Annotated in this window: 18 protein-coding genes and 3 pseudogenes; 9 read left to right on the top strand and 12 right to left on the bottom strand. The window is 56.9% G+C overall.

All coding sequences use genetic code 11. The annotated features are described in order from the left end of the window. Positions 1–85: 85 nt before the first annotated feature. Positions 86–1,228: pseudogene (locus tag ACMXYJ_RS09410) on the top strand (MFS transporter); the annotation flags it as partial. On the opposite strand, the gene ACMXYJ_RS09405 reads toward ACMXYJ_RS09410, so the two are convergent. Beyond that, positions 1,199–2,131 (bottom strand): DMT family transporter, encoded by a 933-nt coding sequence (locus tag ACMXYJ_RS09405; protein WP_415759586.1) that lies wholly within the window; start codon positions 2,129–2,131, stop codon positions 1,199–1,201. The pseudogene ACMXYJ_RS09410 and the gene ACMXYJ_RS09405 sit on opposite strands and share 30 nt — an antisense overlap. A gap of 129 nt (positions 2,132–2,260) precedes the next feature. Further along, positions 2,261–3,097 (bottom strand): CvfB family protein, encoded by an 837-nt coding sequence (locus ACMXYJ_RS09400; RefSeq protein ID WP_415759585.1) that lies wholly within the window; start codon positions 3,095–3,097, stop codon positions 2,261–2,263. 351 nt (positions 3,098–3,448) lie between these two features. On the opposite strand from ACMXYJ_RS09400, the gene ACMXYJ_RS09395 reads away from it, so the two are divergent. The 3 genes from ACMXYJ_RS09395 to ACMXYJ_RS09385 all read left to right on the top strand — a co-directional run bounded on the left by ACMXYJ_RS09395 (position 3,449) and on the right by ACMXYJ_RS09385 (position 5,521). Then, positions 3,449–3,637, top strand: coding sequence for a hypothetical protein (locus ACMXYJ_RS09395; protein ID WP_017337097.1), 189 nt, complete (start codon positions 3,449–3,451; stop codon positions 3,635–3,637). Between the two features lie 218 nt (positions 3,638–3,855). After that, positions 3,856–4,572: a TorF family putative porin gene (locus ACMXYJ_RS09390; protein WP_415759584.1), complete on the top strand. Its 717-nt coding sequence runs from the start codon at positions 3,856–3,858 to the stop codon at positions 4,570–4,572. Between the two features lie 79 nt (positions 4,573–4,651). Continuing rightward, entirely contained in the window at positions 4,652–5,521 is an 870-nt protein-coding gene (locus ACMXYJ_RS09385) for a DUF6279 family lipoprotein (protein ID WP_415759583.1), read from the top strand. Positions 5,522–5,646: 125 nt separating this feature from the next. Here the strand turns inward: ACMXYJ_RS09385 and ACMXYJ_RS09380 are convergent, their stop codons facing one another. Beyond that, a complete protein-coding gene (locus ACMXYJ_RS09380) occupies positions 5,647–6,039 on the bottom strand; it encodes a transcriptional regulator (RefSeq protein WP_415759582.1) in 393 nt (130 codons plus the stop codon). Positions 6,040–6,216: 177 nt separating this feature from the next. On the opposite strand from ACMXYJ_RS09380, the gene ACMXYJ_RS09375 reads away from it, so the two are divergent. Continuing rightward, entirely contained in the window at positions 6,217–6,951 is a 735-nt protein-coding gene (locus ACMXYJ_RS09375; RefSeq protein ID WP_415759581.1) for a DUF899 domain-containing protein, read from the top strand. 65 nt (positions 6,952–7,016) lie between these two features. On the opposite strand, the gene ACMXYJ_RS09370 is transcribed toward ACMXYJ_RS09375, so the two are convergent. Together ACMXYJ_RS09370 and ACMXYJ_RS09365 are read right to left on the bottom strand one after the other, a co-directional pair. Next, complete coding sequence (locus ACMXYJ_RS09370) at positions 7,017–8,174, bottom strand: MFS transporter (RefSeq protein ID WP_415759580.1); 1,158 nt, start codon at positions 8,172–8,174, stop codon at positions 7,017–7,019. Positions 8,175–8,222: 48 nt separating this feature from the next. Then, positions 8,223–11,138, bottom strand: coding sequence for an aldehyde dehydrogenase family protein (locus ACMXYJ_RS09365; RefSeq protein WP_415759579.1), 2,916 nt, complete (start codon positions 11,136–11,138; stop codon positions 8,223–8,225). A 605-nt stretch (positions 11,139–11,743) separates the two neighbouring features. Here ACMXYJ_RS09365 and ACMXYJ_RS09360 point away from each other — a divergent pair. Then, entirely contained in the window at positions 11,744–12,016 is a 273-nt protein-coding gene (locus ACMXYJ_RS09360) for a hypothetical protein (RefSeq protein ID WP_008076699.1), read from the top strand. A 71-nt stretch (positions 12,017–12,087) separates the two neighbouring features. On the opposite strand, the gene ACMXYJ_RS09355 is transcribed toward ACMXYJ_RS09360, so the two are convergent. From ACMXYJ_RS09355 to ACMXYJ_RS09345, 3 genes and pseudogenes are all read right to left on the bottom strand, one after another. Next, on the bottom strand, positions 12,088–12,642 hold the full coding sequence (locus ACMXYJ_RS09355) for a hypothetical protein (RefSeq protein ID WP_415759578.1): 555 nt from the start codon (positions 12,640–12,642) through the stop codon (positions 12,088–12,090). A 184-nt stretch (positions 12,643–12,826) separates the two neighbouring features. Next, positions 12,827–13,297 (bottom strand): hypothetical protein, encoded by a 471-nt coding sequence (locus ACMXYJ_RS09350; RefSeq protein ID WP_415759577.1) that lies wholly within the window; start codon positions 13,295–13,297, stop codon positions 12,827–12,829. Then, positions 13,294–16,585, bottom strand: a pseudogene (locus ACMXYJ_RS09345) (DUF637 domain-containing protein). Before ACMXYJ_RS09345 ends, ACMXYJ_RS09350 begins: the two are co-directional and overlap by 4 nt. Before the next feature lie 432 nt (positions 16,586–17,017). Between ACMXYJ_RS09345 and ACMXYJ_RS09340 the strand changes: the two are divergent. Continuing rightward, positions 17,018–17,293, top strand: a complete 276-nt coding sequence (locus ACMXYJ_RS09340) for a hypothetical protein (RefSeq protein WP_415759576.1) — start codon at positions 17,018–17,020, stop codon at positions 17,291–17,293. Between the two features lie 71 nt (positions 17,294–17,364). Here the strand turns inward: ACMXYJ_RS09340 and ACMXYJ_RS09335 are convergent, their stop codons facing one another. After that, positions 17,365–18,711 (bottom strand): DEAD/DEAH box helicase, encoded by a 1,347-nt coding sequence (locus ACMXYJ_RS09335; RefSeq protein WP_415759575.1) that lies wholly within the window; start codon positions 18,709–18,711, stop codon positions 17,365–17,367. 193 nt (positions 18,712–18,904) lie between these two features. Between ACMXYJ_RS09335 and ACMXYJ_RS09330 the strand changes: the two genes are divergently transcribed. Then, positions 18,905–20,203 carry a mechanosensitive ion channel family protein gene (locus tag ACMXYJ_RS09330; RefSeq protein ID WP_415759574.1) on the top strand — a complete coding sequence of 433 codons (1,299 nt, stop codon included), beginning with the start codon at positions 18,905–18,907 and terminating at the stop codon, positions 20,201–20,203. 10 nt (positions 20,204–20,213) lie between these two features. Here the strand turns inward: ACMXYJ_RS09330 and ACMXYJ_RS09325 are convergent, their stop codons facing one another. Continuing rightward, positions 20,214–21,062 carry a mechanosensitive ion channel family protein gene (locus ACMXYJ_RS09325; protein WP_415759573.1) on the bottom strand — a complete coding sequence of 283 codons (849 nt, stop codon included), beginning with the start codon at positions 21,060–21,062 and terminating at the stop codon, positions 20,214–20,216. A gap of 90 nt (positions 21,063–21,152) precedes the next feature. On the opposite strand from ACMXYJ_RS09325, the pseudogene ACMXYJ_RS09320 reads away from it, so the two are divergent. Then, positions 21,153–21,221: pseudogene (locus tag ACMXYJ_RS09320) on the top strand (hypothetical protein); the annotation flags it as partial. A gap of 70 nt (positions 21,222–21,291) precedes the next feature. On the opposite strand, the gene ACMXYJ_RS09315 reads toward ACMXYJ_RS09320, so the two are convergent. Continuing rightward, the gene (locus ACMXYJ_RS09315) at positions 21,292–21,792 is read right to left on the bottom strand and encodes a MepB family protein (protein ID WP_415759572.1); all 501 of its coding nucleotides are present in this window, start codon (positions 21,790–21,792) and stop codon (positions 21,292–21,294) included. Further along, positions 21,789–22,667, bottom strand: coding sequence for a carboxylate/amino acid/amine transporter (locus ACMXYJ_RS09310; protein ID WP_095127855.1), 879 nt, complete (start codon positions 22,665–22,667; stop codon positions 21,789–21,791). The genes ACMXYJ_RS09315 and ACMXYJ_RS09310 overlap by 4 nt, the downstream gene beginning before the upstream one ends. Positions 22,668–22,827: the final 160 nt, after the last annotated feature.

Genomic DNA, 22,827 nt, shown 5'->3' with positions numbered 1-22,827 from the left:
ACAAGTTACTCACTATTATTCATTTTAAAAGAAAGTCAATCAGTCCTAGCCTGACGGTCATTGATCCTCTGCTGGAACTCAGACTATGTCCCCTCTGATTCGCTTACTCGCCAGTTTCATCGCCCTGATGATGGCCATGGGCATCGGGCGTTTCGCCCTCACGCCTCAGTTGCCGCACCTGCTCAGCGAAGGTCAGATTGACCTGACTGCCGCCGGTCTGATTGCCGCAGCCAACTACCTCGGCTACTTCGTCGGTGCGGTGGACGCGATGTTCTCTCGCCGCCCCGAGCAAGTGCGCCGGCGTTTGCTGGGCGGTTTATGGCTCTGTGTATTGCTGACGCTGGCCTCGTTCTGGGCCAACGGTTTTTGGTCCCATCTGGTGCTGCGCTTCGGCACCGGCGTGGCCAGCGCCTGGGTGCTGGTGATGATCACTGCGTTGAGCCAGCCACTGGCCGCGGCGGCCGGTCGTCCACGGCTTGGCGCCCTGGTATTTGCCGGACCGGGTCTGGGGATTTTTCTGACGGGCTTGTTGGCCTTGGGATCGAACCTGCTGGGGCAGACTTCTGCAACCTTGTGGCTGGTGTATGCCGGTGTCGGACTGGCAATGCTGCTGGGGATTCTGCCGTTCCTGCCGCAACCGGCCACGAGCGTGGCTGCCGCTCCCAGCGTCGCTGGCTCGGGTAATCGTGGCATCGGCCGTTTAGGCGTGGTCTATGGGCTGTACGGTTTGGGCTACATCATTCCGGCCACTTTCCTCTCGCAAATGGCCAACGCGCAGTTCCATGGCCAATGGCAGGCCGATCTGTTCTGGCCCTGCTTCGGTCTTGCTTCGGCCATCGGGGTGGTGCTGGTGAGTCTGCGTCGACAACACCCGCAGGGCACTCGTTATTGGCTGATGGCAACGTTGTGGCTGCAAGCCGCCGGGGTCTTCGCCTGCTTGTTGGGCAGCGGCCCGGGCCTGGCCTTGGGCGTGATCCTCTGCGGCACGCCGTTCCTGGCTTGCATGCAATTGGTGATGCAACGTTCCCGGGAACTGGCGCCCCACACCACCCAGCGCAACGCAGGGCTGCTGACGGCATGCTTTGCGGTGGGCCAGCTCAGCGGGCCGTTGCTGGCGGCGTTGAGCAGCCACTTCAGTGGTGGTTTGCAGCCAGCCCTGGTGTTCGCTGGCTGTGGTTTGATGGTCGCCGGCGGTCTGTTACTGCGTCCGGTCAGCTCTGCGCAAGCGACGGCGCACCCACTGCTCAGCGCTGACAAACGTGATGCCCAACAACACCAGCACCGCGCCGACAACGAAGTTGAAGCTCAGCTCTTCGCCCAGCAGCACCACGCCGAACGTGACGCCGAACAGCGGCGTCATGAACGAAAACACCGCCAGGTTCGCCGCCAGATAACGGCGCAACAGCCAGAACCAGGTCAGGTAGCTGAAGAACGACACCACCAATCCCTGAAACAACACACTGGCCACCGCGACGGTGGTCAGGCTGACGTGAGTGACCTGGCCGCTGAGGATCGCAATCAGCAACAGCCCAACGAAACCGACAATCAATTGATAGAACAGCGTCAGCGTCACCGGCGCTTCCGACAGGCGCGAAGCGCGCACCACCACCGTCGTTGCCCCCCATGACGCGCCAGCCAGCACGCCCAGCGCATCGCCCATCAACATGCGGTGATCGAGGTTATCCCACGACACTCCCCCAGCAAAGGCGATGGCGATCCCGACGAAGGCGAGGAAAATCCCCAGCCACTGGACCGGTCTTAAACGCTCACTCGGCAATAGCCAATGAACGCCCAATGCAGTGAAGATCGGCGCGGTGTAAAGGAACACCGACATGTGCGCGGCCGTGGTCAGTTGCAAGCCTTCGGAAATGAAGAAGAACTCCAGGCCAAAAAGCGCGCCAGCCAGTAGTCCACCGCGCCAGGTGTTGCCCACTTGATCCCAGCCGCCCTTCCAGCAGATCAACAGTCCTACGAGCAACGCGGAAATACCCGAGCGCCCGGCGGCCTGCATGACCGGCGCGATGTCCGGTGCCGCCCACTTGATCATCACCTGCTGAATACCCCAGATCAGGCACAACCCAATCATCACTTGCAGGGCAAACCCATCGGCGCTGCGCCGGGTGGCGCTCACCGGAACACCTCGACAACACAAAACATGGCAGTCACTCGGCAGTAAAAAGCAAAGCCCCGACACAGAGCCGGGACTTTTTCATCACACTCCAACCCTATGCAATCGCATTACATGAGGGCGGGCGCGAGGTCAGCTCAGTTCAATGCGATCGGCGTGAATAACGATCTGGCCGTTCTTGTACAACGCACCGATGGCCTTTTTGAAGTTGCCCTTGCTGACGCCAAACATGCTGGTGATCACCGTCGGGTCGCTCTTGTCGCTGACCGGCAGGCTGCCATTGTTGTCGCGCAACTTGGCGAGAATCTTCGAGTTCAGGCTGGTGGCGGCTTCTTCGCCGACCGGTTGCAGGCTCAGGCTGATCTTGCCGTCGGCACGGACTTCTTTGATAAAGCCCTTCTCTTCTTTACCGGCGCGCATGAACTTGAAGATTTCGTTCTTGTGAATCAGACCCCAATGCTTGTTGTTGATGATCGCCTTGAAGCCCATATCGGTGGCTTCGGCAACCAGCAAATCAACTTCCTGGCCAGGGGTGTAGTTGGCCGGGGTCTTGTCGAGGTAGCGGTCCAGACGCGCCGTCGCGGTGATGCGGCGGGTGTGCTTGTCGAGGTAGACATGCACCACGACATATTCACCGGCGGTCATCTGGCGCTTTTCTTCGGAGTACGGCAGCAACAGATCCTTCGGCAAACCCCAATCCAGGAAAACACCGATGCTGTTGACTTCAACGACTTTTAAACTGGCGAATTCACCGACTTGAACTTTCGGCTTTTCGGTAGTTGCGATGAGTTTGTCATCGCTGTCCAGATAAACAAAAACGTTGAGCCAATCTTCATCTTCGCTGGGAATATCTTTGGGAATATAACGATTAGGCAGGAGGATTTCGCCATCCGCGCCACCGTCCAGATATAAACCGAAGTTAGTGTGTTTAACCACTTGCAAACTGTTGTAGCGCCCGACTAAAGCCATTTCCAATACCCTCATTGCGTGGGCGGCATTCTACCCGGTTTTGCGGGCCGCGTTCGCTGGCCAGCCCGGTGGCGCAAGAAAATCCTCTGAAGGGCTTAATTTTCCTGGGCTTTACCGCACGCGCCAGGCCGCTCGTCAGGCCGTTCTGGCGATTCTCACACCTGTCCGCCAGGCCGAAAACTGTAATTTTTCACGACCGTTCTTAGTTAAAACAGCAGCTTAGAGGCCTATTCAGAATAATAACTTGTGATTAATTCTTCATCTGCCCTGTGTATTTCGGGGGGATATTTACCAAGCAATTGTCAAGTATTTCCTGTACGATGCCTGGCCAAGTTAATTTTCTATAGGTTAATGGCCGCCATGCGTGTAAAAGCATCCAACAGCAAAGCAAAGCCAGCTCCAGCCGTTGAAACCAGCGAATCGATCAACAACCAGATTGCTGCGTTCCTCAAGTCCGGCGGAGAGATCCAGCAAATTGCCAAAGGCGTCAGCGGCCAGACGTTCGGCCCGTCCAAGCAGATCACCCTGGGCAAGAAGTAACTTCCCCAAGATCCGCCGCGTCACCTGGTCCCTAAGCGCTTTGAGCTTCGAAGCGCTTGGACTGGAACCTCCTCGCAACACCCCCGCAAACAAACCAATATTTCAAAAATCGACGAACGGCCCTCGATGCCGAGCATTCGCCGGTATGCTTGCACACGTCTAGATCAAGCGTTTCAGTAGGTTTTTAGTGCCTGCACCTCGCTGTCATGGAGTGACGCATGCTCAAACCCTCCTATTTATTGCTCGGCACCCTGCTGTCGTGTTCGATCGCCAATGCGCAAATCTTTCAGCGTGAACTGGGCGACTTCGATCTCAAACTCGGCACTACCCCCAGCCGCAGCATGGCCCAGGGACTGGTCAAACCTTCCAGCACCGGCTCGTTCCACGGTGGTCTCGACCTGAGTCACGACAGCGGTTTTTACGTGGGCCAATGGGCACCGAGCATGGGTTTAACGCCTGGGGCCAACCTTGAAGTCGACTCCTACATGGGCTTTAAACAGCCTTTCGATAGTACCCTCGGGTACGAAGTCGGCATGATCCGTTACAGCTACCCGGAAGTGGACACCCTCGACAGCCAGGAGCTTTTCGGTGGCCTGACCTTTCTGGGCAGCCGTTTCGGCGCAGCGTTCAGCAACGACCCGGACAAACAGAACAGCACCGTGTTCGCTGACCTCGGCGGCAATCAGCCGTTCGGCATCGGGATCAGCATGAAATACACCACTCACCAGCTCAACACGCCGGTGTCCGTCGACGGTGGGTATGTAGGCAGTTTCACCGACTGGTCAGTGAAACTTTCCCGCCCGTTCATGGGCGTCGATCTGGACCTGATCTACAGTGACTCCAGCTTGAGTGGCAGCAGCTGCTCCGCCTATTCCGGGCACAACAGCCAATGCGATGGGCTGGTCACCCTCAAGGCCGAACGCGCCTTTTATTGATCGGCTGAACTGCGAGGCTCATCCTGCGTTCACATAAAGAAGCCCATTAAAAAGCCAGGCCTTCGCAAAGGATTCGCCCATGTCGCGCTGGTTGAAGTGTCTCGCCGTCGTTATCACCCTCAGTCTCGCCCTCGGTGCGTGCAGCCGCGTGGGCCTGGCCTATCGCAACCTCGACGTGATCATTCCGTGGACGCTCAGCGACTACCTGGACATGAACGGCGAGCAGAAAGGCTGGTTCAACGAGCGCCTCAAGGAACACCTGAGCTGGCACTGCACCACGCAACTGCCGGGCTACCTCGACTGGCTGGATCGCTTGCAGGTCATGGTCGAGACCAACCAGGTCACCGACGCTGCGCTGCAAACCCGCGTCCAGGAAGCCAAACAAGCCATCGCCCAGACCGCAAGGGAAATCACCCCGTCGGCCATTGAGCTGTTGCAGGGGCTGGATGACAAGCAAGTCGCAGAGATGAACGACGCCTTTGCCAAGGACCAGAACAAGCGTCAGGAGCGATACCTCAAACCGTCTCTCGATCAACAGATCAAGGCGCGCAGCCAGCGTATGGAAAAACGCCTGAACGACTGGCTCGGCCCGCTCAGCGCAACCCAGCAGCTACGCGTTGTTGAGTGGTCCAACGCCCTGGGGGACCAGAATACGCAATGGATAGCCAATCGTGTCCATTGGCAGAAGCAGTTCAGTGCGGCAGTTGCGCAGCGCCAGAGTCCAGAGTTCCCACAGAGAATCGAGACGCTTCTGGTGAATCGAGAGAGCTTGTGGACGCCCGCTTATCGCCAGGCCTACGCCAGCACCGAAGCCCAGGCACGGGCGCTATTTGTGGACTTGATGGCCGAAAGCACACCGGAACAGCGCCAGCAGTTGCTGAAGAAAATAGAAGGGGTGCGTAAGGACTTCAATGATTTGAAGTGCCTGAAGGCGGCACAACAGAGCTAAGCGCAACGCCAATCCAATGTGGGAGCGAGCCTGCTCGCGATTGCGGTGTATCAGTAAACTATGATGTTACTGATGTACCGCAATCGCGAGCAGGCTCGCTCCCACACTGGGTTATGGGGTGATCGTCAGGCAATCTGCGCCCTTGATGCGATCTCATCAAAGCTCACCTCATCCAGCGCATCTTCCTGCTCATCCAACACCTGCCGCGGATGGTCATTCCCCGGAATACTGCTGTCGATCAGGCTCAATAAACTCGAGCCCCGAGGCGTCAAAATGTAGTTCGAACCGTTGCCACCTTGATCCTCAGGCCGAGGCTCAATATAGCCGCGCGCCAACAGTAACTTTTCATACTCACCGGCTACTGCTTTCAGATGGTCCAGGTTCTCAATCGCCTCGCCGTTCGCCGCTTTCTCTGCCGCGTACTGCTCGGCGTAGGGCCGTGGCGTAAAGCTGTGGCCGGCGCTGTTCTGCACCTCGTGCAGCAAGCGTTCAATCAAATCCCAGTTATAAGTCGTCATCCTGATTCAACCTCCAGTGCCCGCGAGTGAGATGGCCTTCATAGGTTGTGACCGGCGCGGTTCGTAGCCGTTCAGCCGAGGTTTTGAACAGCATCGACCGGCGGTATGTCGAATTGGGCGTAGGTCAAACGACTAGGCTGTGTAAGTCACCTCCCAGCACCCCGCAGGAGAATCCCAATGAACATTCAGAATCATCCCGTCGTCTCCCGAGAAGAATGGCTCACCGCCCGCAAGCAACACCTGGCCCACGAAAAAGCCTTCACCAAAGAGCGAGACAAACTAAGCGCCGAACGCCGCGCCCTGCCCTGGGTGAAAATCGACAAGGACTACCACTTTCAGGGCCCGAACGGCGAACTGAAACTGGCGGACCTGTTCGGCGGCCGCAGCCAGTTGGTCATCTACCACTTCATGTTTGGCAAAGGTTGGGACGAAGGCTGTTCCGGCTGCTCGTTCCTGTCTGATCACATCGACGGCGCCAACCAACACCTGGCCCATCATGACGTCGCCGTGGTGGCGGTTTCCCACGCACCGTTCGCCGAATTCCAGGCCTTCAAACGACGCATGGGCTGGAAATTCGATTGGGTGTCGTCAGAAGGCTGCGATTTCAATTACGACTTCGGCGTCTCGGCCCGAGCAGAAGACGTCACCGCCGGTAAAGCCACCTACAACTACGAAAAATCCGACGGCGCCGAAGAAGAACTCCCTGGCCTTAGCGTGTTTTATCGCAATGAAGCTGGAGAGATTTTCCACACCTATTCCACTTATGCCCGCGGTCTGGACATGTTGGTCGGGGCCTATAACTACCTCGACCTCACGCCGAAGGGGCGTAATGAAGAGGAGATCATGGAGTGGGTAAGGCTTCACGATCAGTATGAAGACAATGCCTCAGCGGCCTGCTGCCATGGGGGATAGAGTTCAGAGACCGAATCGTGGCCCTCGCGATCAACCCCGCTCCGGCTTTGTGGTGATTTAGACGTTCAATCCAGCGCCTTCACCCCGACCGTCCTCCTGAACAGCGGCAACGCAAACAACACAAACAGCGCCGCCGCGGCAGACAGCGCCAACGGCAGACCGTGGGCGCTGGTTGTCATCGCTGCGCCGCTGACCAGGGGCCCGAGCAAACTGCCTACCCCCCATAAGAACCCCGCGCTGGCATTCGCCGTGACCAGATCCGGGCCCTTAAACCCTTCGCCGATCAGAATGATCGCCAGGGTGTAGACCCCGCCAGCGACTGCCCCCAGCACCACCAGACTTGGCCAGAGCAAGAAGGGATAGTTCATCAACCACGGCAGGCACACACCGATTGCCAGAGAAAGCACACCGCACCCCAAGTAGATAATCGGCCTGGCAACGTTGTCCGAGAGCCAGCCCAGCGGGAACTGGAAGGCCGCGTCACCGAGCAGAATCACCGTCACCATGAGCGCAGCGAATTTGATGGCATAGCCATGATCGGCGGCGTAAACCGGAAACATCGACAAGATCACGCTATCGAAGAACGAGAAGAAAATGATGCCCATACACAGCGCCGGCGCCACTTGAATGAAGCCCAGCACCGAGAACGTCTTGCTTTCCGAATGCCCGTGATACCCCACCTGTCTGGGCAAGGTGAACCAGATCACCCCTAGCGCCAAAAGATGCCCGGCAATCACCACACCGATCACCTCTGGTCCAGCGGTGCCGAACAGGGCCACCATCCCCGGCCCAAGTAGCTGGAAAACCGTGAAGCAGGTGGTGTAGATCGCGACAACCCGGCCCCTGTGGGAATCCTCGGCGATTTCATTCACCCAGGACTCCCCCAGAATAATGATGATCCCCGCCACCAGCCCCATCACCAACCGGGCCAGTGCCAGGCCGTACACCGTAGAGGCGAAGACCTCGACGGCGGCCACACTCAGGGCCGACAGCGCGAAACAACCCAAATAAATATGTCGACGGCTCAACCGCTGGCAGATCCAGTCCACCAGAAAGGCTGACAGCATCATGCCGGCCGCCGGTAACGCAGACATCACGCCGATATGCACATTCGACGCTCCCGCCTGGTACAGGCGCAACGCGACCACTGGCACGGTCGAACCGATACATAACCCGACAATGGAAACGCCGAGTACCAGCGCCGCCAACAATAATCTATTCATTCATCACACCTCAGGCTCACTGCCCGTCGATAGCCGGCCCACGCACGTTCAAACCGCCACGAGATGCTCGTGGATATCCCGTTGTGGCAACGTCGGTTTGGCAATCCGCACGCCGTTCACGTACAGGCAGGACGCCGCGACCCCATACCCGCCGTAAGGGTTGTAGCCCTTCTCCACGACATGCAGGTCGGTGTTGTTCAGCACCGTATCCGCGTCATGTTTGCCGGACGCCACCAGGCCGTCGATGTAGCCACTGCTGCCAAACAACGACACGTACATGGAGTTGGGCGCATAGAGCGGATGTTCGAAATAGCCCACCAGCTCCCCGTCGTCTGCATAAGGTTGAACAAAGAACACCGGGGCAAAGAACTCTTTGTAGTTACCGCCCAGCGACAATGGGCGCTCGAACACGGTCGGACGTATCAATCCGCTGATCGGATTGATCTCGCCACCATAAGTGCAGTGTTCGCGATACTCCTTGAACATCTTCACCACTTTCAACGTATGGTCAGGGTCGCTGTTAGGCCCGACGATGTTCTCTTTGCGTGCGTAATCGCCCACATAGTCCTCGCACTTGACCAGCTCTTCGCGCAACCGACGGATGAACTCACCGTAGACCTGTCGATGCACCAGGATGCTGTTGGGACCGGCGCAATCCTGCCCCTGGTTGTACAACACCACCCGCAGCGCACTTTCGATCGCGGTGTCGATCGATGCATCAGCCGACACCACCAGTGGGTTATGGCCCGCCCCGTTGAGGATGAATAAGGTGCGCTTGAGGTAGGACTTTCTGACCTTGGTCGCGTTTTCCGGCGTACCGGTAAAAATAACCACATCGGACATTGCTGCGGTCTGGCTGACGAACGTCTCTTTGTCGGCAAAAGAGACATTCAGGTTCGGAAAGAAACGCTCCAGCTGCAACGACTCCAGCAATTTCCTATAGTGCGAGTGCATCGCCGTCGGCGGCCGAAGCCAGGCTGAATCGGCCAGCAATGAAGGAATAATGCCGAAGCACGTCGTGGCATAGATCGGCTGATTGAGCGGCAAGTAACTGGTAACGCAACGCACCCTGCGTTCAAAGAACGGACTGTTAAGCTCCAGGCACTCAAGAAACTCGACACACCGCTCAATCTCATCCACCGCCACGTTGTAGCACTCGAACCCCGAAAGGCTCTCGGCGATCGCCTCACTGTTGCTTCGAAGATGCTGCGCAAACGCCGCGGCTCGGACTTTGACCTCTTCGAAATCGATGGCTTCCAGCACGCGTCCGGCCTCTTGTGGCGGCTCGATCGGGGCCATCGGGCGCGGGGCCTCGGACGACTCGGTATTGGCTTGATTGATCTGCACATCGCTCATGGTTTCACTCTCCCTGTATTGAACAGCCTGTTTGATCCGTGATTCGAGTTCCGAACAAAAAGCCTGAACACCCAGACGATTGATGTACCCGTGCAGTCGCGGCCCGCTTTCCTCGCCGAACAGACAGGCGTAAAGCATCCGGTAAGCAGCGCTGTGACTGGTGACGCCAACCTGATCGAAGACTTGCGTGATCTGTTCGCGAGTAACCGGTCCAGGGTGAACCGCCAGTTGTTTGAACTGCTCTGAAATCCGATACAGCACCGACTCCCCGTACTCATTGAGCAGCCGTGGCTGGAAACGTGGGGCAACCCGTTCCTGGTAATAGGTAAAAGCTTTCTGTACCACATCGGTAAAGGCGTCTTCCGCCACGATGTCCTGTCGGGTTTTGTCGTGTTGGAGCAGGTAGTGGTAAGCCGCATCAATGTCACCTGGATGGCAGGCGGTAAAGATGTTCAGCATCCGCTGGTAGGTAGTGCAACGCTTGCCATGGGTCGGTGGACGATGGAAATAACCGACGGGGTTGTCATCGTCTCCCTCGACCATACGCGCATGGTCGGCCCGGTAATCGTCATACGCCTTGATCGACACCTGAGGGTGGAAACGAGTGGTGCGATAAGGGTTGTTGAACATGAAATGCTGCAATGCCCCCTCGGGCATGTACTTGCTGACTTGCTCCAGAGAAAACCCGTTGCCTTTGCTTTTGGATATTTTCTTGCCGGCGATGTCGGTAAACAGCCCGTACTTCATCAGAATCGGTGCTCGCACATCCAGTACCTGGCAGATATCGCGCACCGTATTCGCCGAGTCAGTCAGGTCTTCGCCATGCATTTCAAAAGCAATATTGCGGTGAATCAGGCGCATTGCCCAATCGGCCTTCCATTGCAACTTGCAGTGACCGTCCAACACCGACGTGGTGATGTCTTCGCCAATCGGCTCGTCGGCGTAGTACTCCTGGGACGTGATGCTGTATTCCTCGCCCGGCCGGTTGATCAGCAGGTCCGGCGGAATTTGATAGACAATCTCCCCGCGCTGCAGATCAACGTGCCGGACCACCAGATGCTCGATGACCCGCCCGGAAAAACGCGAAACGGGCATGAACATGCTGTAGCTCTTTCTACGGGTAATCCCCAGACGTGAGGCCACAACCTGATTGATCGCCTCCATTCGAGAGAGAAACTGCTTGATGGTCGAGTTGTAGTAACCGGATCGATAGAGCGCACTGTTTTCAACCAACTGATAGTCCAGCGCATAGGGCATCAGTGCCTGGTCAAGTCGAGCGTTAATACCTGCCGACAGACTTCCCGCCTGTTCGAAAGGGTCGGGAATATCGCACAACGGTAGCCCCAGACAACCTTGCAGGAGCTGCGATTGAGGGAATGTCCCAGGTACTTTTCGCAGCGCGTCCAGATCGTCGGAAACAATAAACAGCCGGGTTTCTTTGCTGGATATTTTCTCGAATGCCGTTTTTACGATGCTGACGCGCAACACCTCACACAACGTTCCGATATGGGGAAGCCCGGAGGGTCCAAAACCCGCGCCAAACGCGACGACCCCATTGTTATCGGCAGTTCTTTCCTGAATTTGCCGAGCAAGACTCTTCCACCACATGCAGTGAACTCCCTGTTAGATGCATCAATAGACCCGCCCCACCCAAGAGGACGTCCCGTTAAAAAGGCTCAGGCAATCGCTGACAGGCAGGGCAAAGCACCCGGCCAGTTATCAGGAAGGCAATAGGTTCAATAACGACTTAGCGTTTTTGGGGGGGAGGAGAGAAAGTAAAGGCAAACAAAATGCTGCGACGACGACTGTTCGCAACATGGCTATCGAAAAGGGCGACATCCGGGCGGACACGCACAATGAATCGATGTGGGCTCAATACGGAAGGAGACATGAAAGTATCAATAACCAGATATTCGCAAACGCTTTTACCAACGCACTCGCCGTGTTCGATTACAGGCAGGCAACAAAAAACGCCCACCAACCCTTGTAAAAATGAAGCGTCCTGATCTGGTACTGATGTGTGCCGTCATCCGACTCAACCTTGAGAAACGACTGACACGATCAACGGAAATAGCCTACGTCAGCCGCTTATCAGAAATCAATCCCCCCGGGCGTCAACCACTCGAAGCAAAACCACATGGTTCCATGCTGTTCTGTAGAGTGCATCCGACCTGATCACAGAGAGTCCTTTTTAATTACGAGAGACTCCACCTATGGATAGATACATGCCCCTCACCGGAATCGACCTGATCCCGGCTTCTCTGCTCATCGACACCCAAGCGCCGCTCGACGTCCTGCAAGCCATGGCGGATTACCGCATCCGCACCGTCACCCAAGTCCTGGAAAACATCGCCTTCCGCGCCGAGATCGGCTGCGACACGGTGGTGCTTTCTGACTTTTCCAAACTGCTGGCCATACCGTTGCGTGATGGCTGTGACTTGATGGATGTGATCGGTCGGCGGTTGCGGGCGCAGGCTGCGGAGTGAATGAAAAACGGGCGACCTATAGGTCGCCCATTTCACATTGCGCATTCAACCAAAGTTGCCCCATTGCGCCTTCACTTCGGAACGATGATTGGAATGATCATCGGTGTCGCAAGTGCAGGCGGACTCATCATGCCTTCGCTTTTCACCACGAGAACACCCTTGCGTTTGATCGTTTCGAACAAACGCTCAGTGGCTGCAGTATCGACATACCCGCCCTCGTCAATGGATTCACTCAGTGCTATCTGACGTCGCTCTTCTGTCAACTGAAGCTGGTTGGTTCGCAAGAATGAATAAAGGGAGATTTTTTTGAGCATCGACAAATCAACGTGCACGATCTCCACATACTTCAGCACCTTGGCGTCCCATCCTTGCACATAAAGCCCATTCGCCGTCAGCGCATAGGTGCAGAAGTAGTAAGTACCAGTGTTCGAACCGGGCGTAGCAATAATCAGCGAGCAACGTCCGTGCTGGAGAATGGGATCACTCAACGCCGGATAGTCTTTCACGATTTGTTCAGGGAACTGCGCTCGATCGTAGTAAATCGTCGCCTTGTCGTAGGGGGTGGTGTTGCAGCCTGACAGCAGCGCTGCCAAGCTCAATAGGAGCCAACAGCCAAAAAAACGCATTGAGCACTCCTTATCGAAAAAATAAAATCAAGTTAACTGGTGATCTAAGTGACCTTATTATTCACGGCCATCCCCTGCAAAAAATCTCTCAGATTTTTATGGATAGTTAAACCTGTAGAAACAATGTCGGACAGACCACGCCAAAATCAACGATTCAATGCTTTCCCAACGCACCCTACCACATTTAATCTTCGACACAACTTTCCTCAGGCAAAAAGAAATGGGCCGTTAACCAACAGGTAGCCATCGATGCGACGAACAGTATCAGAAGCTCAATGACATAGTCTGAGTACTGAGCCCCCTTAATATTTTGTACCACATTAGAAATAAACAACAATACCCACAACGTTGTTATACAAGCTCCAAAAAAAGAAACCACTATACAGTTGCGCGGTGTTTTCTTGACTTTAATTAATGCAATCGCCAGAGCGTAACCCAGAAACGGCAGAAAGAAAGCTAACTGTATGAGAAGAGGGGTCAAAAACGGCATTAACAGTAATTCAGCCCCCCTCACCGAACCCAACAATTTTGGATTACTCACCAACTCGGCGAGCACTGCTACTGTTCTGATAATTCCGGCAATGAATCCAAGTACTAGCGGACAAAGAAAAAAAGCCAGAAAAACTTTACGACGTGGATAAATGACTCCATTCATGGCACACAACCTTGACTCTTAGAGTACCCCAGTAATTTGCAACCAAATTCCACCCGAGATTTATAGTCCAAAATAGACACCCCACCATTGGCACCAACAATAGAATCGGGCCAAATTGAAGTATCAGTAGCTAGCCTTCCAACATTCTGAAAAATAATGTGTCCCTCCAGAAATCTTTCATGAATTGACTGCAGCAAAGATTGCTCGGTCTTTAATTGATTTATATCCCAAGCAACAGGGTCAGCACTGACTTTATTGAATAGATCCTTGAAGTTATCGAACCCGCCGTTGATCAGTGCATCACCAGCCGCTGTACGCCAGTTATATACTGGAGCCAACAACCAACCCAGACCAAAGGTTATGTAAGATGCATTTCCATCTGCACCTAACCCATTCAATGGCGCCCTAGAAACGGCCTCCACACCCCAGAACCACTTGGCCCCTATCCCAAGTTGTTGTTCATAGAGATTACTGGCTCCAAAAAAATTTGCTCGATTGTCGATAGTATTCAGATAAGTAACCAACCGGTCGGACGCACCTTCCGTATTATAGAGATAGTTAAAGGTACTTTTCGATGTGCGAGACACATCACTGTGCATGATATTCCATGCATCCTGCATGGCGATGTATTTTATCGCAGCGTTCACCGCCGTCCGGCAACCATCACTTTGAGGAGCTTTATCACACATGCTACGGATTTCAGAATCCAGAAACTCACTCATTTTCTCAGCCTTCGCGATCGCAGCGTCTTTCTGCTGCTGAGTGGAGCAAGTTCTGCCCGACAGGCAACTATCAACCTCATCAAACGCCTGGTGAGTCAGGTAGTTGTACTGCGCTGCATTCGCCGCCACCGCAGCACCAACCCCGACATCCCCACTCGAAGCCGCCGCACCCAGCACACCGACAATTTGCGACAGCGCGAGGAGGTTGGCCTGGGCCTGGTTGTATTCCGCAGAGCCCGGGACGATGTTTGAGGGTAGAAGTTTGTCTCCGAGCAATCCGACCAGTATCTCGTTAGCGCCACCCGCCAACGCTCCAGTGCGGAAATCACCGCCCATCGCTTCAGCCAGCAAACCACCCAAGCCCGCATGCAAGAGGATTTTTGCCAAACCGCCCTCTGGGAGGGGCAGATCGCCGATTTCCCCGGCGCCGACCGCGCCACCAATACTTGCGGCCACGCTGACAGCCGAACTGGCCAGATTGTCCTTTAGGCTTCCGCCGTAGACAGCCGTTTTGATCAGAGCATCGGCGGTGACCTTGATCGCCACAATCTGCATGCTCTTGGCATCCAGCCCCAGTGCGCCCGGATTGTAATTGAGCCCTTGCATCACGCCGGCTGTCGCGGCGGCTGTCACATAGCCTTTGATACTGTCTTTCAAAGTAACGTCCTTGATGACCTTCCCAAGGTTGCCCCGGTTGTCGATGGTGCTAACAGTGGCCTTTGTCGCCGCACTCACAGCGACAGCCTGCAACATCGTGTTCATGCCAGCCATCATCGGCCCCATGACGGCAGCCAATGCAATCGCAATGATGATCTGCGAAGCCGGGCCTAACCCCGAGTTCTCGTACTTGAACGACTCATGGATTTCCTTGACCTGCCTCCAGTCCACATCGCCGCGTGCTTCGGCCTGTTTCAGCCAGGCGAGTTGAGGGTCGGCCTGGACCATTGCATCGATGGTCTGGCTGACACTCTTCTGGTCGATATGCTTGAGGTCGATTTGCAGACCTTCCACGGCCTTGATCGTGATGTTGCCTTTGGCAATCATCTGGGTCTGGCGCAGTGTCTCGTCGGTATTGCCCTTGCCTTTCGATGAGGTCCAGAAAGCATCGCCATCACTCTTGGTGTGGCTCTCGTCATGCAGGTCTTTCACCCCTTCAAAAACGATCGCCCCGCCACTGTCGAGAATGATGTCCTTGCCACTCTCCAGCTTCGCCACCTGATAGCGCTGGTCCCCACCGCTGACCAAGGTCAGGTTGCCCCCGGCGGTAATTTCACTGCCGATGTTTTTCACATCAGTGACTTCATCGCGCTGGGTTTTCTCGGCGCCGAAACCGCCCTTTTTCTTCATGTCATACAGCGTATAGTCGCGGTCTTGCGCCGCCAGCAACTCGAGCTTGTCACCGGCCACCAGATAGGCCTCATCCCCGGCGGTGACCTTGCTTGAGATCAGCGTCAAATCCTTACCCGCATTCAGGGCAACGCTGCCCCCCCGCGGTGATCTCCGTGGACACCTGACTGACGTGGTCTTCCTGCCTGGTGACTGTCTTGGTTTTTTCGTACGAGTGCTGTTCATCCGCCGCCGAGGCCAGGGTCAGATTGTTTGCGGCAGCCATGGCGATGTCGCCTTGGGCATCAATTTGACTGGCAATGGCGCTCAGGTCGCGGCCAGCGGTAATGGTCATGTCGCGACCCGCGGAGACCTGAGAGCCAAGCTGAGTCACCGACGCATCGTTATGATCCCGACCATCGGTGATGCTGTTGGCCGTCTGCGCCGCCACGATGTTCACGTCCCGGCCCGCTTTAATCGTCAGCTCACCCCGGCTGTTGACCACACTGCCGATAGTGTTGAAATCGCGTCCGGCACCAATGGTCAGGGTGTTGGCCGCTTCGATCCGCGCCGCGCTGTCGGCAAAGCCCTGGGACCAGGACCATTGACCGTTCTGGTCGTCGTAACTGCTGACGGTGCGTTCGTTGATCACGTCGCCACGGGTGGTGGTGAGTGAGACGTCACGCCCGGCGATGATGCCGCCGGCCTTGTTGGTCAGGTCGTTGCCGGCTTTGAGCGTTAGTCGTTCACCGGCTTCCACCAGACCGCTGTTGACCAGGTCGTTGCTGGCGGTCGCCGACAGGTTGTTGGAGGCGCGCAAGGTGCCGGCGTTGTTCAGGTCCTTGCCGGCGATCAAGGTGATGTCGTTGCCGGCAATCAACGCGCCGTTGGGTGCTAAACGGTTGTTGGCCTGCGCCAGGTAGAGCACCGGCACCAGCACTTGCTCGCCGTTCACCTCGGCAGTTTCCATCCAGACAATGTCGTGGGTCAGGGCTGCGACTTGTTCGGAGGTCAGGCTGACGCCCAGCGACAGGTTGAGCTCCTGTTTGCTGGCGACGGCGTTGTTCATCAGGTATTTGAACAAGCCCTCGTCGCTGGTCTGGCCATCGATGAAGCGTTGGCCGGTGCGGGCGACCACGGCCTGTTGCACCAGACGTTGTTCGAAGAGGCCATCGCCCAGTCGTTTGGCACTGTTGTCCGGGTCGTAACCGAGGTTCGACAGCAGGTAGTCCGAGCTCATGAATTGCTTGAGGTCGGTGAGTACCGGGTTGGTTTCGATCAGGTATTTCTGCGGTTTGGACGGAGCACTGTTGGCCGGTACGCCCTGGACACGGTTGATCGTGACGGCGCTGATGGCCGGTACCGTTTGCTGCCGCTGCGTCGGGGTGATGCTGGCACCGCCCAGGGTCCAGCTTTGCGGACCGTTGTTGGCGGCGCCGGAAGTGGTGCCCTGCGTGCTGAGGCGGAACAGGCCGTTTGTACCTTGCGGCAACACGAAGCCCGGCAACGTCAGGGGATCGACCCGTTGTTGAGCCAGGTCCGGTGGGAGTTGGCTGTTGAGGTGGACGATGAACGGGGTGGTCGCACGTAGGGTGCCGGTGGCGTCCGAGTGAACTTTCACAACCACACGGCCTCAACCGATTAACCGCCCGACACGGAACCGAGGCCACCTATGAAAACCCTGCTGAAACTCACCCTCGCCGCCACCCTAGCCTGCGCCCTCCCCGCTTGGGCCTGCACACCTGAAGAAGCCACCATTAAGCGCGAACAGCTGGCGAAGGAAGTCGCCAAGCTCACCGAGCAGAACCCAGCCAAAGCCAAGGAGATCAACGCCGAGCTGCAGAAGATGGATCTGGGGACGGCCAGCAAGGATTTGCCGGACAAGTGCCAACTGATCGATCAGCGACTCAAGGAGTTGGGATCGGCCGAGAAGAAAGCCGAGAGCTAATCAAACTCAGGAATTTCAGGCATAAAAAAACCGGACATTGGTCCGGTTTTTTTATGGGTCGCTAGAACTGCTTATTCAGCAGCCGGCGCTTCCGGCTTGCGGCGCTTGAGCGGCGCCATGCCGTCCTTGCTGACCAGCGACAGGGCGTCGGTCTTCGGGCGGTTGGCGATTTTGCGTTTGGTCGGTGCCTTGGCGCCGGTTTTCTTCTTGTCGCCTTTGGCGTCGACTTTTTTCTTCTTCACGCCAACGGCTTTGCCCGAGGCCTTGACCTTTTTCGGTCCGCCGTAGGTGCCTTTGACTTCCTTGATGGTGCGGCGCTCGAAGCTCTGCTTGAGGTAGCGCTCGACGCTCGACATCAGGTTCCAGTCGCCGTGGCAGATCAGCGAGATGGCCAGGCCATCGTTGCCGGCGCGACCGGTGCGACCGATGCGGTGAACGTATTCGTCGCCGCTGCGCGGCATGTCGAAGTTGATCACCAGGTCCAGGCCGTCCACGTCGAGGCCGCGAGCGGCGACGTCGGTGGCGACGAGGATTTTCACGCCGCCCTGCTTCAGGCGGTCGATGGCCAGCTTGCGGTCCTTCTGGTCTTTGTCACCGTGCAGGACGAACGCTTTGTAATCCTGCGCCACCAGGCGGCCGTAGATACGGTCGGCCATGGCCCGGGTGTTGGTGAACACGATGGCCTTCTGGTAGGTCTCGTTGGCCAGCAGCCAGTTCACGATCTGTTCTTTGTGCTGGTTGTGGTCAGCGGTGATGATCTGCTGACGAGTGGTCGCATTCAGATCGCTGACGTTGTTGAGCTGCAGGTGCTCAGGGTTGTTCAACACCTTGGCAACCATCTCGCGCAGGCCCGAACCGCCGGTGGTGGCGGAGAACAGCATGGTCTGCTGACGGTTGGTGCACTCTTGCACCAGACGCTGGACGTCTTCGGCAAAGCCCATGTCGAGCATGCGGTCGGCTTCGTCGAGGACCAGTACTTCGACTTCCTTGAGGTCGAGGTTGCCGGCGTTCAGTTGCTCGATCATCCGGCCCGGCGTACCGATCAGGATGTCCGGCACCTTGCGCAGCATGGCAGCCTGGACCTTGAAGTCTTCACCGCCGGTGATCAGGCCGGACTTGATGAAGGTGTACTGAGCGAAACGCTCGACTTCCTTGATGGTTTGCTGGGCCAGCTCGCGGGTCGGCAGCAGGATCAGGGTCTTGATGCTGACGCGGACTTTAGCCGGGCCGATCAGACGGTTGAGGATCGGCAAAACGAATGCAGCGGTTTTGCCGCTACCGGTTTGCGCTGTCACCCGCAGGTCACGCCCTTGGAGCGCCAGCGGAATAGCCGCTGCTTGCACTGGCGTTGGCTCGACAAATTTAAGCTCGGCCACGGCTTTGAGCAGGCGTTCGTGCAGGGCGAATTGGGAAAACACGGGTGCTACCTCGAAGAAATACAAAAAAACAGCTGCATAGGGTAACGGTTTCGAGCGCTCAGGCCGAGTTTCTTTATACAAACGGCGCTAAAGAGTGGTTTTTTTGTTGCGTCTTTTGTCCTCAAACGTCATCCAAAGCGTCTTAAATGCTCTAATCGCCCCGTCGCGTCCTACAGAAGAACCGTTTTTACCCATGGATATCAAACAGCTCTGGCTCAACGTCCAAGACCTTTGGGGTGCGCTTGATCAGCACCCTCTCCTGCATTCCAGCCTGGCATTGGTGGTATTGCTGGTGGTTGCGCTGGTCCTCGGACGAGTGGCGCGCTACCTCATTCTGCATGCGACCAAAATGCTCGGTCGCCAGCCGGCATTGCACTGGATCAATGACTTTCGGCATAACAAAGTCTTCCATCGTCTGGCGCAGATCACACCCTCGCTGGTGATCCAGTTCGGCTTGAACCTGGTGCCGGAGTTGGGCAAGACCAGTCTGATCTTCCTCGGTAACGTCGCGCTGGCATTCACCATTCTGTTTTTGCTGTTGGCGGTCAGTGCCCTGCTCAGCGCGCTGCTCGACATCTATGCGCGCACCGAACATGCCCGTACCCGCTCGATCAAAGGCTACATACAACTGACGAAAATGGTCTTGTACGTATTTGGCGCGATCATCATCGTCGCCACGCTGATCGACCGTTCGCCGCTGTTGCTGCTGTCGGGTCTGGGCGCCATGTCGGCGGTGATCCTGTTGGTCTACAAGGACACCCTGCTGTCGTTCGTCGCCAGCGTGCAGCTGACCAGCAACGACATGCTGCGGGTCGGCGACTGGATCGAGATGCCGCAAGTCGGCGCCGACGGTGATGTGGTCGACATCACGCTGCACACGGTCAAGGTGCAGAACTTCGACAAGACCATCGTTTCGATTCCGACCTGGCGCCTGATGTCCGAGTCGTTCAAGAACTGGCGCGGCATGCAGCAATCCGGTGGGCGACGGATCAAGCGCAGCCTGTTTATCGACGCCAGTGGCGTGCGGTTCATCCGCGATGACGAAGAGCAGAAGCTGTCCCAGGTGCATCTGCTGACCGACTACATCAGCCGCAAGCAGGCCGAACTCAAGGCCTGGAACGAAGCCCAGGGCAATGTGGCGGCGATGTCGGCCAACCGTCGACGGATGACCAATATCGGCACCTTCCGCGCCTATGCACTGGCGTATTTGAAGAGTCACCCGGAAATCCAGCCGAACATGACCTGCATGGTCCGCCAGATGCAGACCACCGCTCAGGGCATTCCGCTGGAGATCTACTGCTTCACCCGCACCACCGTGTGGGCGGATTACGAGCGGATTCAGGGGGATATTTTTGATTACTTGCTGGCGGTGTTACCGGAGTTTGGCTTGAGCCTGTATCAGCAGCCGAGTGGAGGTGACTTAAGAGCCGGGCTGCTCCCGGCGATACTGGGCGCAAGCCACATCCCTGAGCCAGAAAAACACATCATGTAACCACCTCGGCTCACCCGGCTTGCTGTTGGATGATCACAGTTTGCGCCGGCATCGGAGCCGGGAAACCGGCTTCACCGAGGGAGTCTTTGATGGTGCGGTTGGTGTCGAAATAAACCTGCCAATAGTGCTCGTTGTGGCAGTAAGGACGTACCGCCAACACCGGACCCACCAGATTGAACTCTAAAATCTCCACCTCCACTGCCGGCTCGGCAAGCACATTGGGGATCGTGGCAATGTGTTGTTTCAGCAAGGCCGCCGCCGCTTTCCAGTCGGCAGCGCCCGATAGCTGTGCTTTCAGTTCGACACGGCGGAACGGGTTGTGGGTGAAGTTCTGAATGTTGTCGCTGAAAATCTTGTTATTACCGACCAGCGTCAGCACGTTATCCGGGGTGTTGATAGCGGTAGCGAACAGACCGATCTCGGTGACCGTACCCGTCACCCCTCCCGCGCAGATGAAGTCGCCGACCTTGAATGGGCGCAAGACGATAATAAACGCGCCCGCCGCCAGATTGGCCAGCAACCCCGACCAGGCCAGACCGATCGCAAGACCGACCGCAGCGAGCAGCGCGGCGAAGGTGGTCGTCTGCATGCCCAGGTAGCCGAGGATACCGATCACCAGAATGATGTTCAGTGTCACGGTAATGGCTGAGCCAACATAGCGCAGCACGGTCGGGTCGACCTTCTGTTTGCCCAGGGCCCGCTGCACCATGCCGACAGCAAAGCCTATCAGCCAGCGTCCGACGATCCAGAAGGCGATGGCGGAGAGGATCTTCACCGCGAAAGCGGCACCATACTGTTGCACCAGCGCGATTAACGCGTTGAACTTCGCGGTAGTAACGTCAACGATAGTCTCGTCCATGGCTGGGGCCCAAAGGTGAAGAATTGGTTCCGAAACCCTAGCACAGCCTGTATGCACCGCCAGTCAATGGGCTGATGGGCTTATGGGGTCGACAAGACCATCGTTTCGATTCCGACCTGGCGCCTGAAGTCCGAGTCGTTCAAGAACTGGCGTGGTGTTGGGCGCAAGCCATGTTCCCGAGAATGAAAAACACGTCATGTAACACCTCGCTCCCGCAGGTGTTTAAGGGCTATTTTCCAAAGAGCCGGCGCACCTGAACAGGATCGGCATTACCGCTTTGGTCAAGCCCAAGGAAGTATTTGAGCTGCCATTGCTGCGTTTTCACAGCTTGTTTGGCGACGGGCCTGGACCACGGCGGATAGACGCGAATCGCCCGCTTGCCACCTTCGCCATCCATCGACATGACCCCCTTGGCGGCGAGTATCTTCTGGTCAAACACAAACTGCCCGCGATGGGTTTCATCAGCAACGCTCACCACCACAAAGGCGATGCCATCGCCGCTATCGAGCGGTGCAATCTCGCTGGTCGGCGTTGGCCGCTTCCACAGCGTGACGAACTGACCCATCTTGGTCGGCGTGGTTTTCGCCACTCGGAAGACAATCACCTGACCATCGAGGCCGAAGCGGCAGGCGCCGTAGTCGGCACTCTCCTCCTCGCGCCGAGCTTCATCCGTTAATGTAATGCCTGCGGGCTTGTAGATCTGCTCGATGGCGGCGATCAGGTCCGTCATGGCCGTTCCCGCAAGGGCAGCACTTCTCGCCTGACGCCCAACCGACTGATCCACACCGCCATCAGAATCACCGACCCACCGAGGAACAACCGCCCCAACTCCTCATGCTGATTCCAGATCAGCAGGTTGATCAGCAACCCCACGGGCACGTGCAGGTTGTTCATCACCGCCAGCGTCCCGCCATTCACCAGGCACGCGCCCTTGTTCCACCAGTACAACCCGAGCGCAGTCGAGACCAAGCCGAGGAACACCAGCACGCCCCATTGCAGCGGTGCTTCGGGCAGGAAGTTCTGTTTGCCAAACAACAGAAACGCCGGCAACGCCACCGCCAATGCACCCAAATAGAAGTAGCCAAAGCGCCGGTAATGCGGCAAATCGCTCGGATGGCGGGCCACCAGATGCTTATAGAGCACCTGCCCGGCAGCGTAGGTGAAGTTGGCCAGTTGCAGCAGCAGGAAACCCATGAAGAAATCCGGGTTGATCCGGTCGTAGCGAATCACCGCCGCGCCCATCACCGCCACCAGTGCCGCGACCAATGCCCACGGATTGAAGCGCCGGTTCAGCGCATCTTCGATCAAGGTCACGTGCAGCGGCGTGAGGATGGTGAACAGCAACACCTCCGGCACTGTCAGCACCCGAAAGCTCAGGTACAGGCAGACGTAGGTCACGCCGAACTGCAACGCGCCGATCAGCAGCATGCCGCGCATGAACGCCGGTTCAACCGAACGCCAGCGGGTCAACGGAATGAACACCAGCCCCGCCAGCACCACTCGCACCAGCACCGCAAAGTAACTGTCGACATGACCGGCCAGGTATTCGCCGATCAAGCTGAAGGAAAACGCCTGAATCAGCGTGACAAAAAGTAGATAGCCCATGCTCGCCTCGTTTCGAATGGCGGCGACGATAGCGGTTTTTGCCAGCCATCGCGACCTGTCAGGCAACACAGCCTCCTGTGGGAGCGAGCCTGCTCGCGATGACGGCGTTACATTCAACATTGATGTTGGCTGACACACCGCTATCGCGAGCAGGCTCGCT

This window comes from Pseudomonas arabinosi (assembly GCF_047758675.1).
GTDB classification, from domain to species: Bacteria; Pseudomonadota; Gammaproteobacteria; order Pseudomonadales; family Pseudomonadaceae; genus Aquipseudomonas; species Aquipseudomonas arabinosi.
The sequence above is the reverse complement of the archived record's forward strand: the minus strand, read 5'-3'. Positions and strand labels throughout refer to the sequence as shown.

What these genes read in the sequence shown, in the direction of transcription:
- ACMXYJ_RS09375 (WP_415759581.1), top strand. Translation starts at nt 6,217, where the DNA reads ATGAACATTCAGAATCATCCCGTCGTCTCCCGAGAAGAATGGCTCACC.
- ACMXYJ_RS09310 (WP_095127855.1), bottom strand. Translation starts at nt 22,667, where the DNA reads ATGGGCTATCTACTTTTTGTCACGCTGATTCAGGCGTTTTCCTTCAGC.
- ACMXYJ_RS09325 (WP_415759573.1), bottom strand. Translation starts at nt 21,062, where the DNA reads ATGGACGAGACTATCGTTGACGTTACTACCGCGAAGTTCAACGCGTTA.
- ACMXYJ_RS09390 (WP_415759584.1), top strand. Translation starts at nt 3,856, where the DNA reads ATGCTCAAACCCTCCTATTTATTGCTCGGCACCCTGCTGTCGTGTTCG.
- ACMXYJ_RS09400 (WP_415759585.1), bottom strand. Translation starts at nt 3,097, where the DNA reads ATGGCTTTAGTCGGGCGCTACAACAGTTTGCAAGTGGTTAAACACACT.
- ACMXYJ_RS09395 (WP_017337097.1), top strand. Translation starts at nt 3,449, where the DNA reads ATGGCCGCCATGCGTGTAAAAGCATCCAACAGCAAAGCAAAGCCAGCT.
- ACMXYJ_RS09385 (WP_415759583.1), top strand. Translation starts at nt 4,652, where the DNA reads ATGTCGCGCTGGTTGAAGTGTCTCGCCGTCGTTATCACCCTCAGTCTC.
- ACMXYJ_RS09350 (WP_415759577.1), bottom strand. Translation starts at nt 13,297, where the DNA reads ATGAATGGAGTCATTTATCCACGTCGTAAAGTTTTTCTGGCTTTTTTT.
- ACMXYJ_RS09330 (WP_415759574.1), top strand. Translation starts at nt 18,905, where the DNA reads ATGGATATCAAACAGCTCTGGCTCAACGTCCAAGACCTTTGGGGTGCG.
- ACMXYJ_RS09380 (WP_415759582.1), bottom strand. Translation starts at nt 6,039, where the DNA reads ATGACGACTTATAACTGGGATTTGATTGAACGCTTGCTGCACGAGGTG.
- ACMXYJ_RS09340 (WP_415759576.1), top strand. Translation starts at nt 17,018, where the DNA reads ATGAAAACCCTGCTGAAACTCACCCTCGCCGCCACCCTAGCCTGCGCC.
- ACMXYJ_RS09360 (WP_008076699.1), top strand. Translation starts at nt 11,744, where the DNA reads ATGGATAGATACATGCCCCTCACCGGAATCGACCTGATCCCGGCTTCT.
- ACMXYJ_RS09365 (WP_415759579.1), bottom strand. Translation starts at nt 11,138, where the DNA reads ATGTGGTGGAAGAGTCTTGCTCGGCAAATTCAGGAAAGAACTGCCGAT.
- ACMXYJ_RS09370 (WP_415759580.1), bottom strand. Translation starts at nt 8,174, where the DNA reads ATGAATAGATTATTGTTGGCGGCGCTGGTACTCGGCGTTTCCATTGTC.
- ACMXYJ_RS09315 (WP_415759572.1), bottom strand. Translation starts at nt 21,792, where the DNA reads ATGACGGACCTGATCGCCGCCATCGAGCAGATCTACAAGCCCGCAGGC.
- ACMXYJ_RS09355 (WP_415759578.1), bottom strand. Translation starts at nt 12,642, where the DNA reads ATGCGTTTTTTTGGCTGTTGGCTCCTATTGAGCTTGGCAGCGCTGCTG.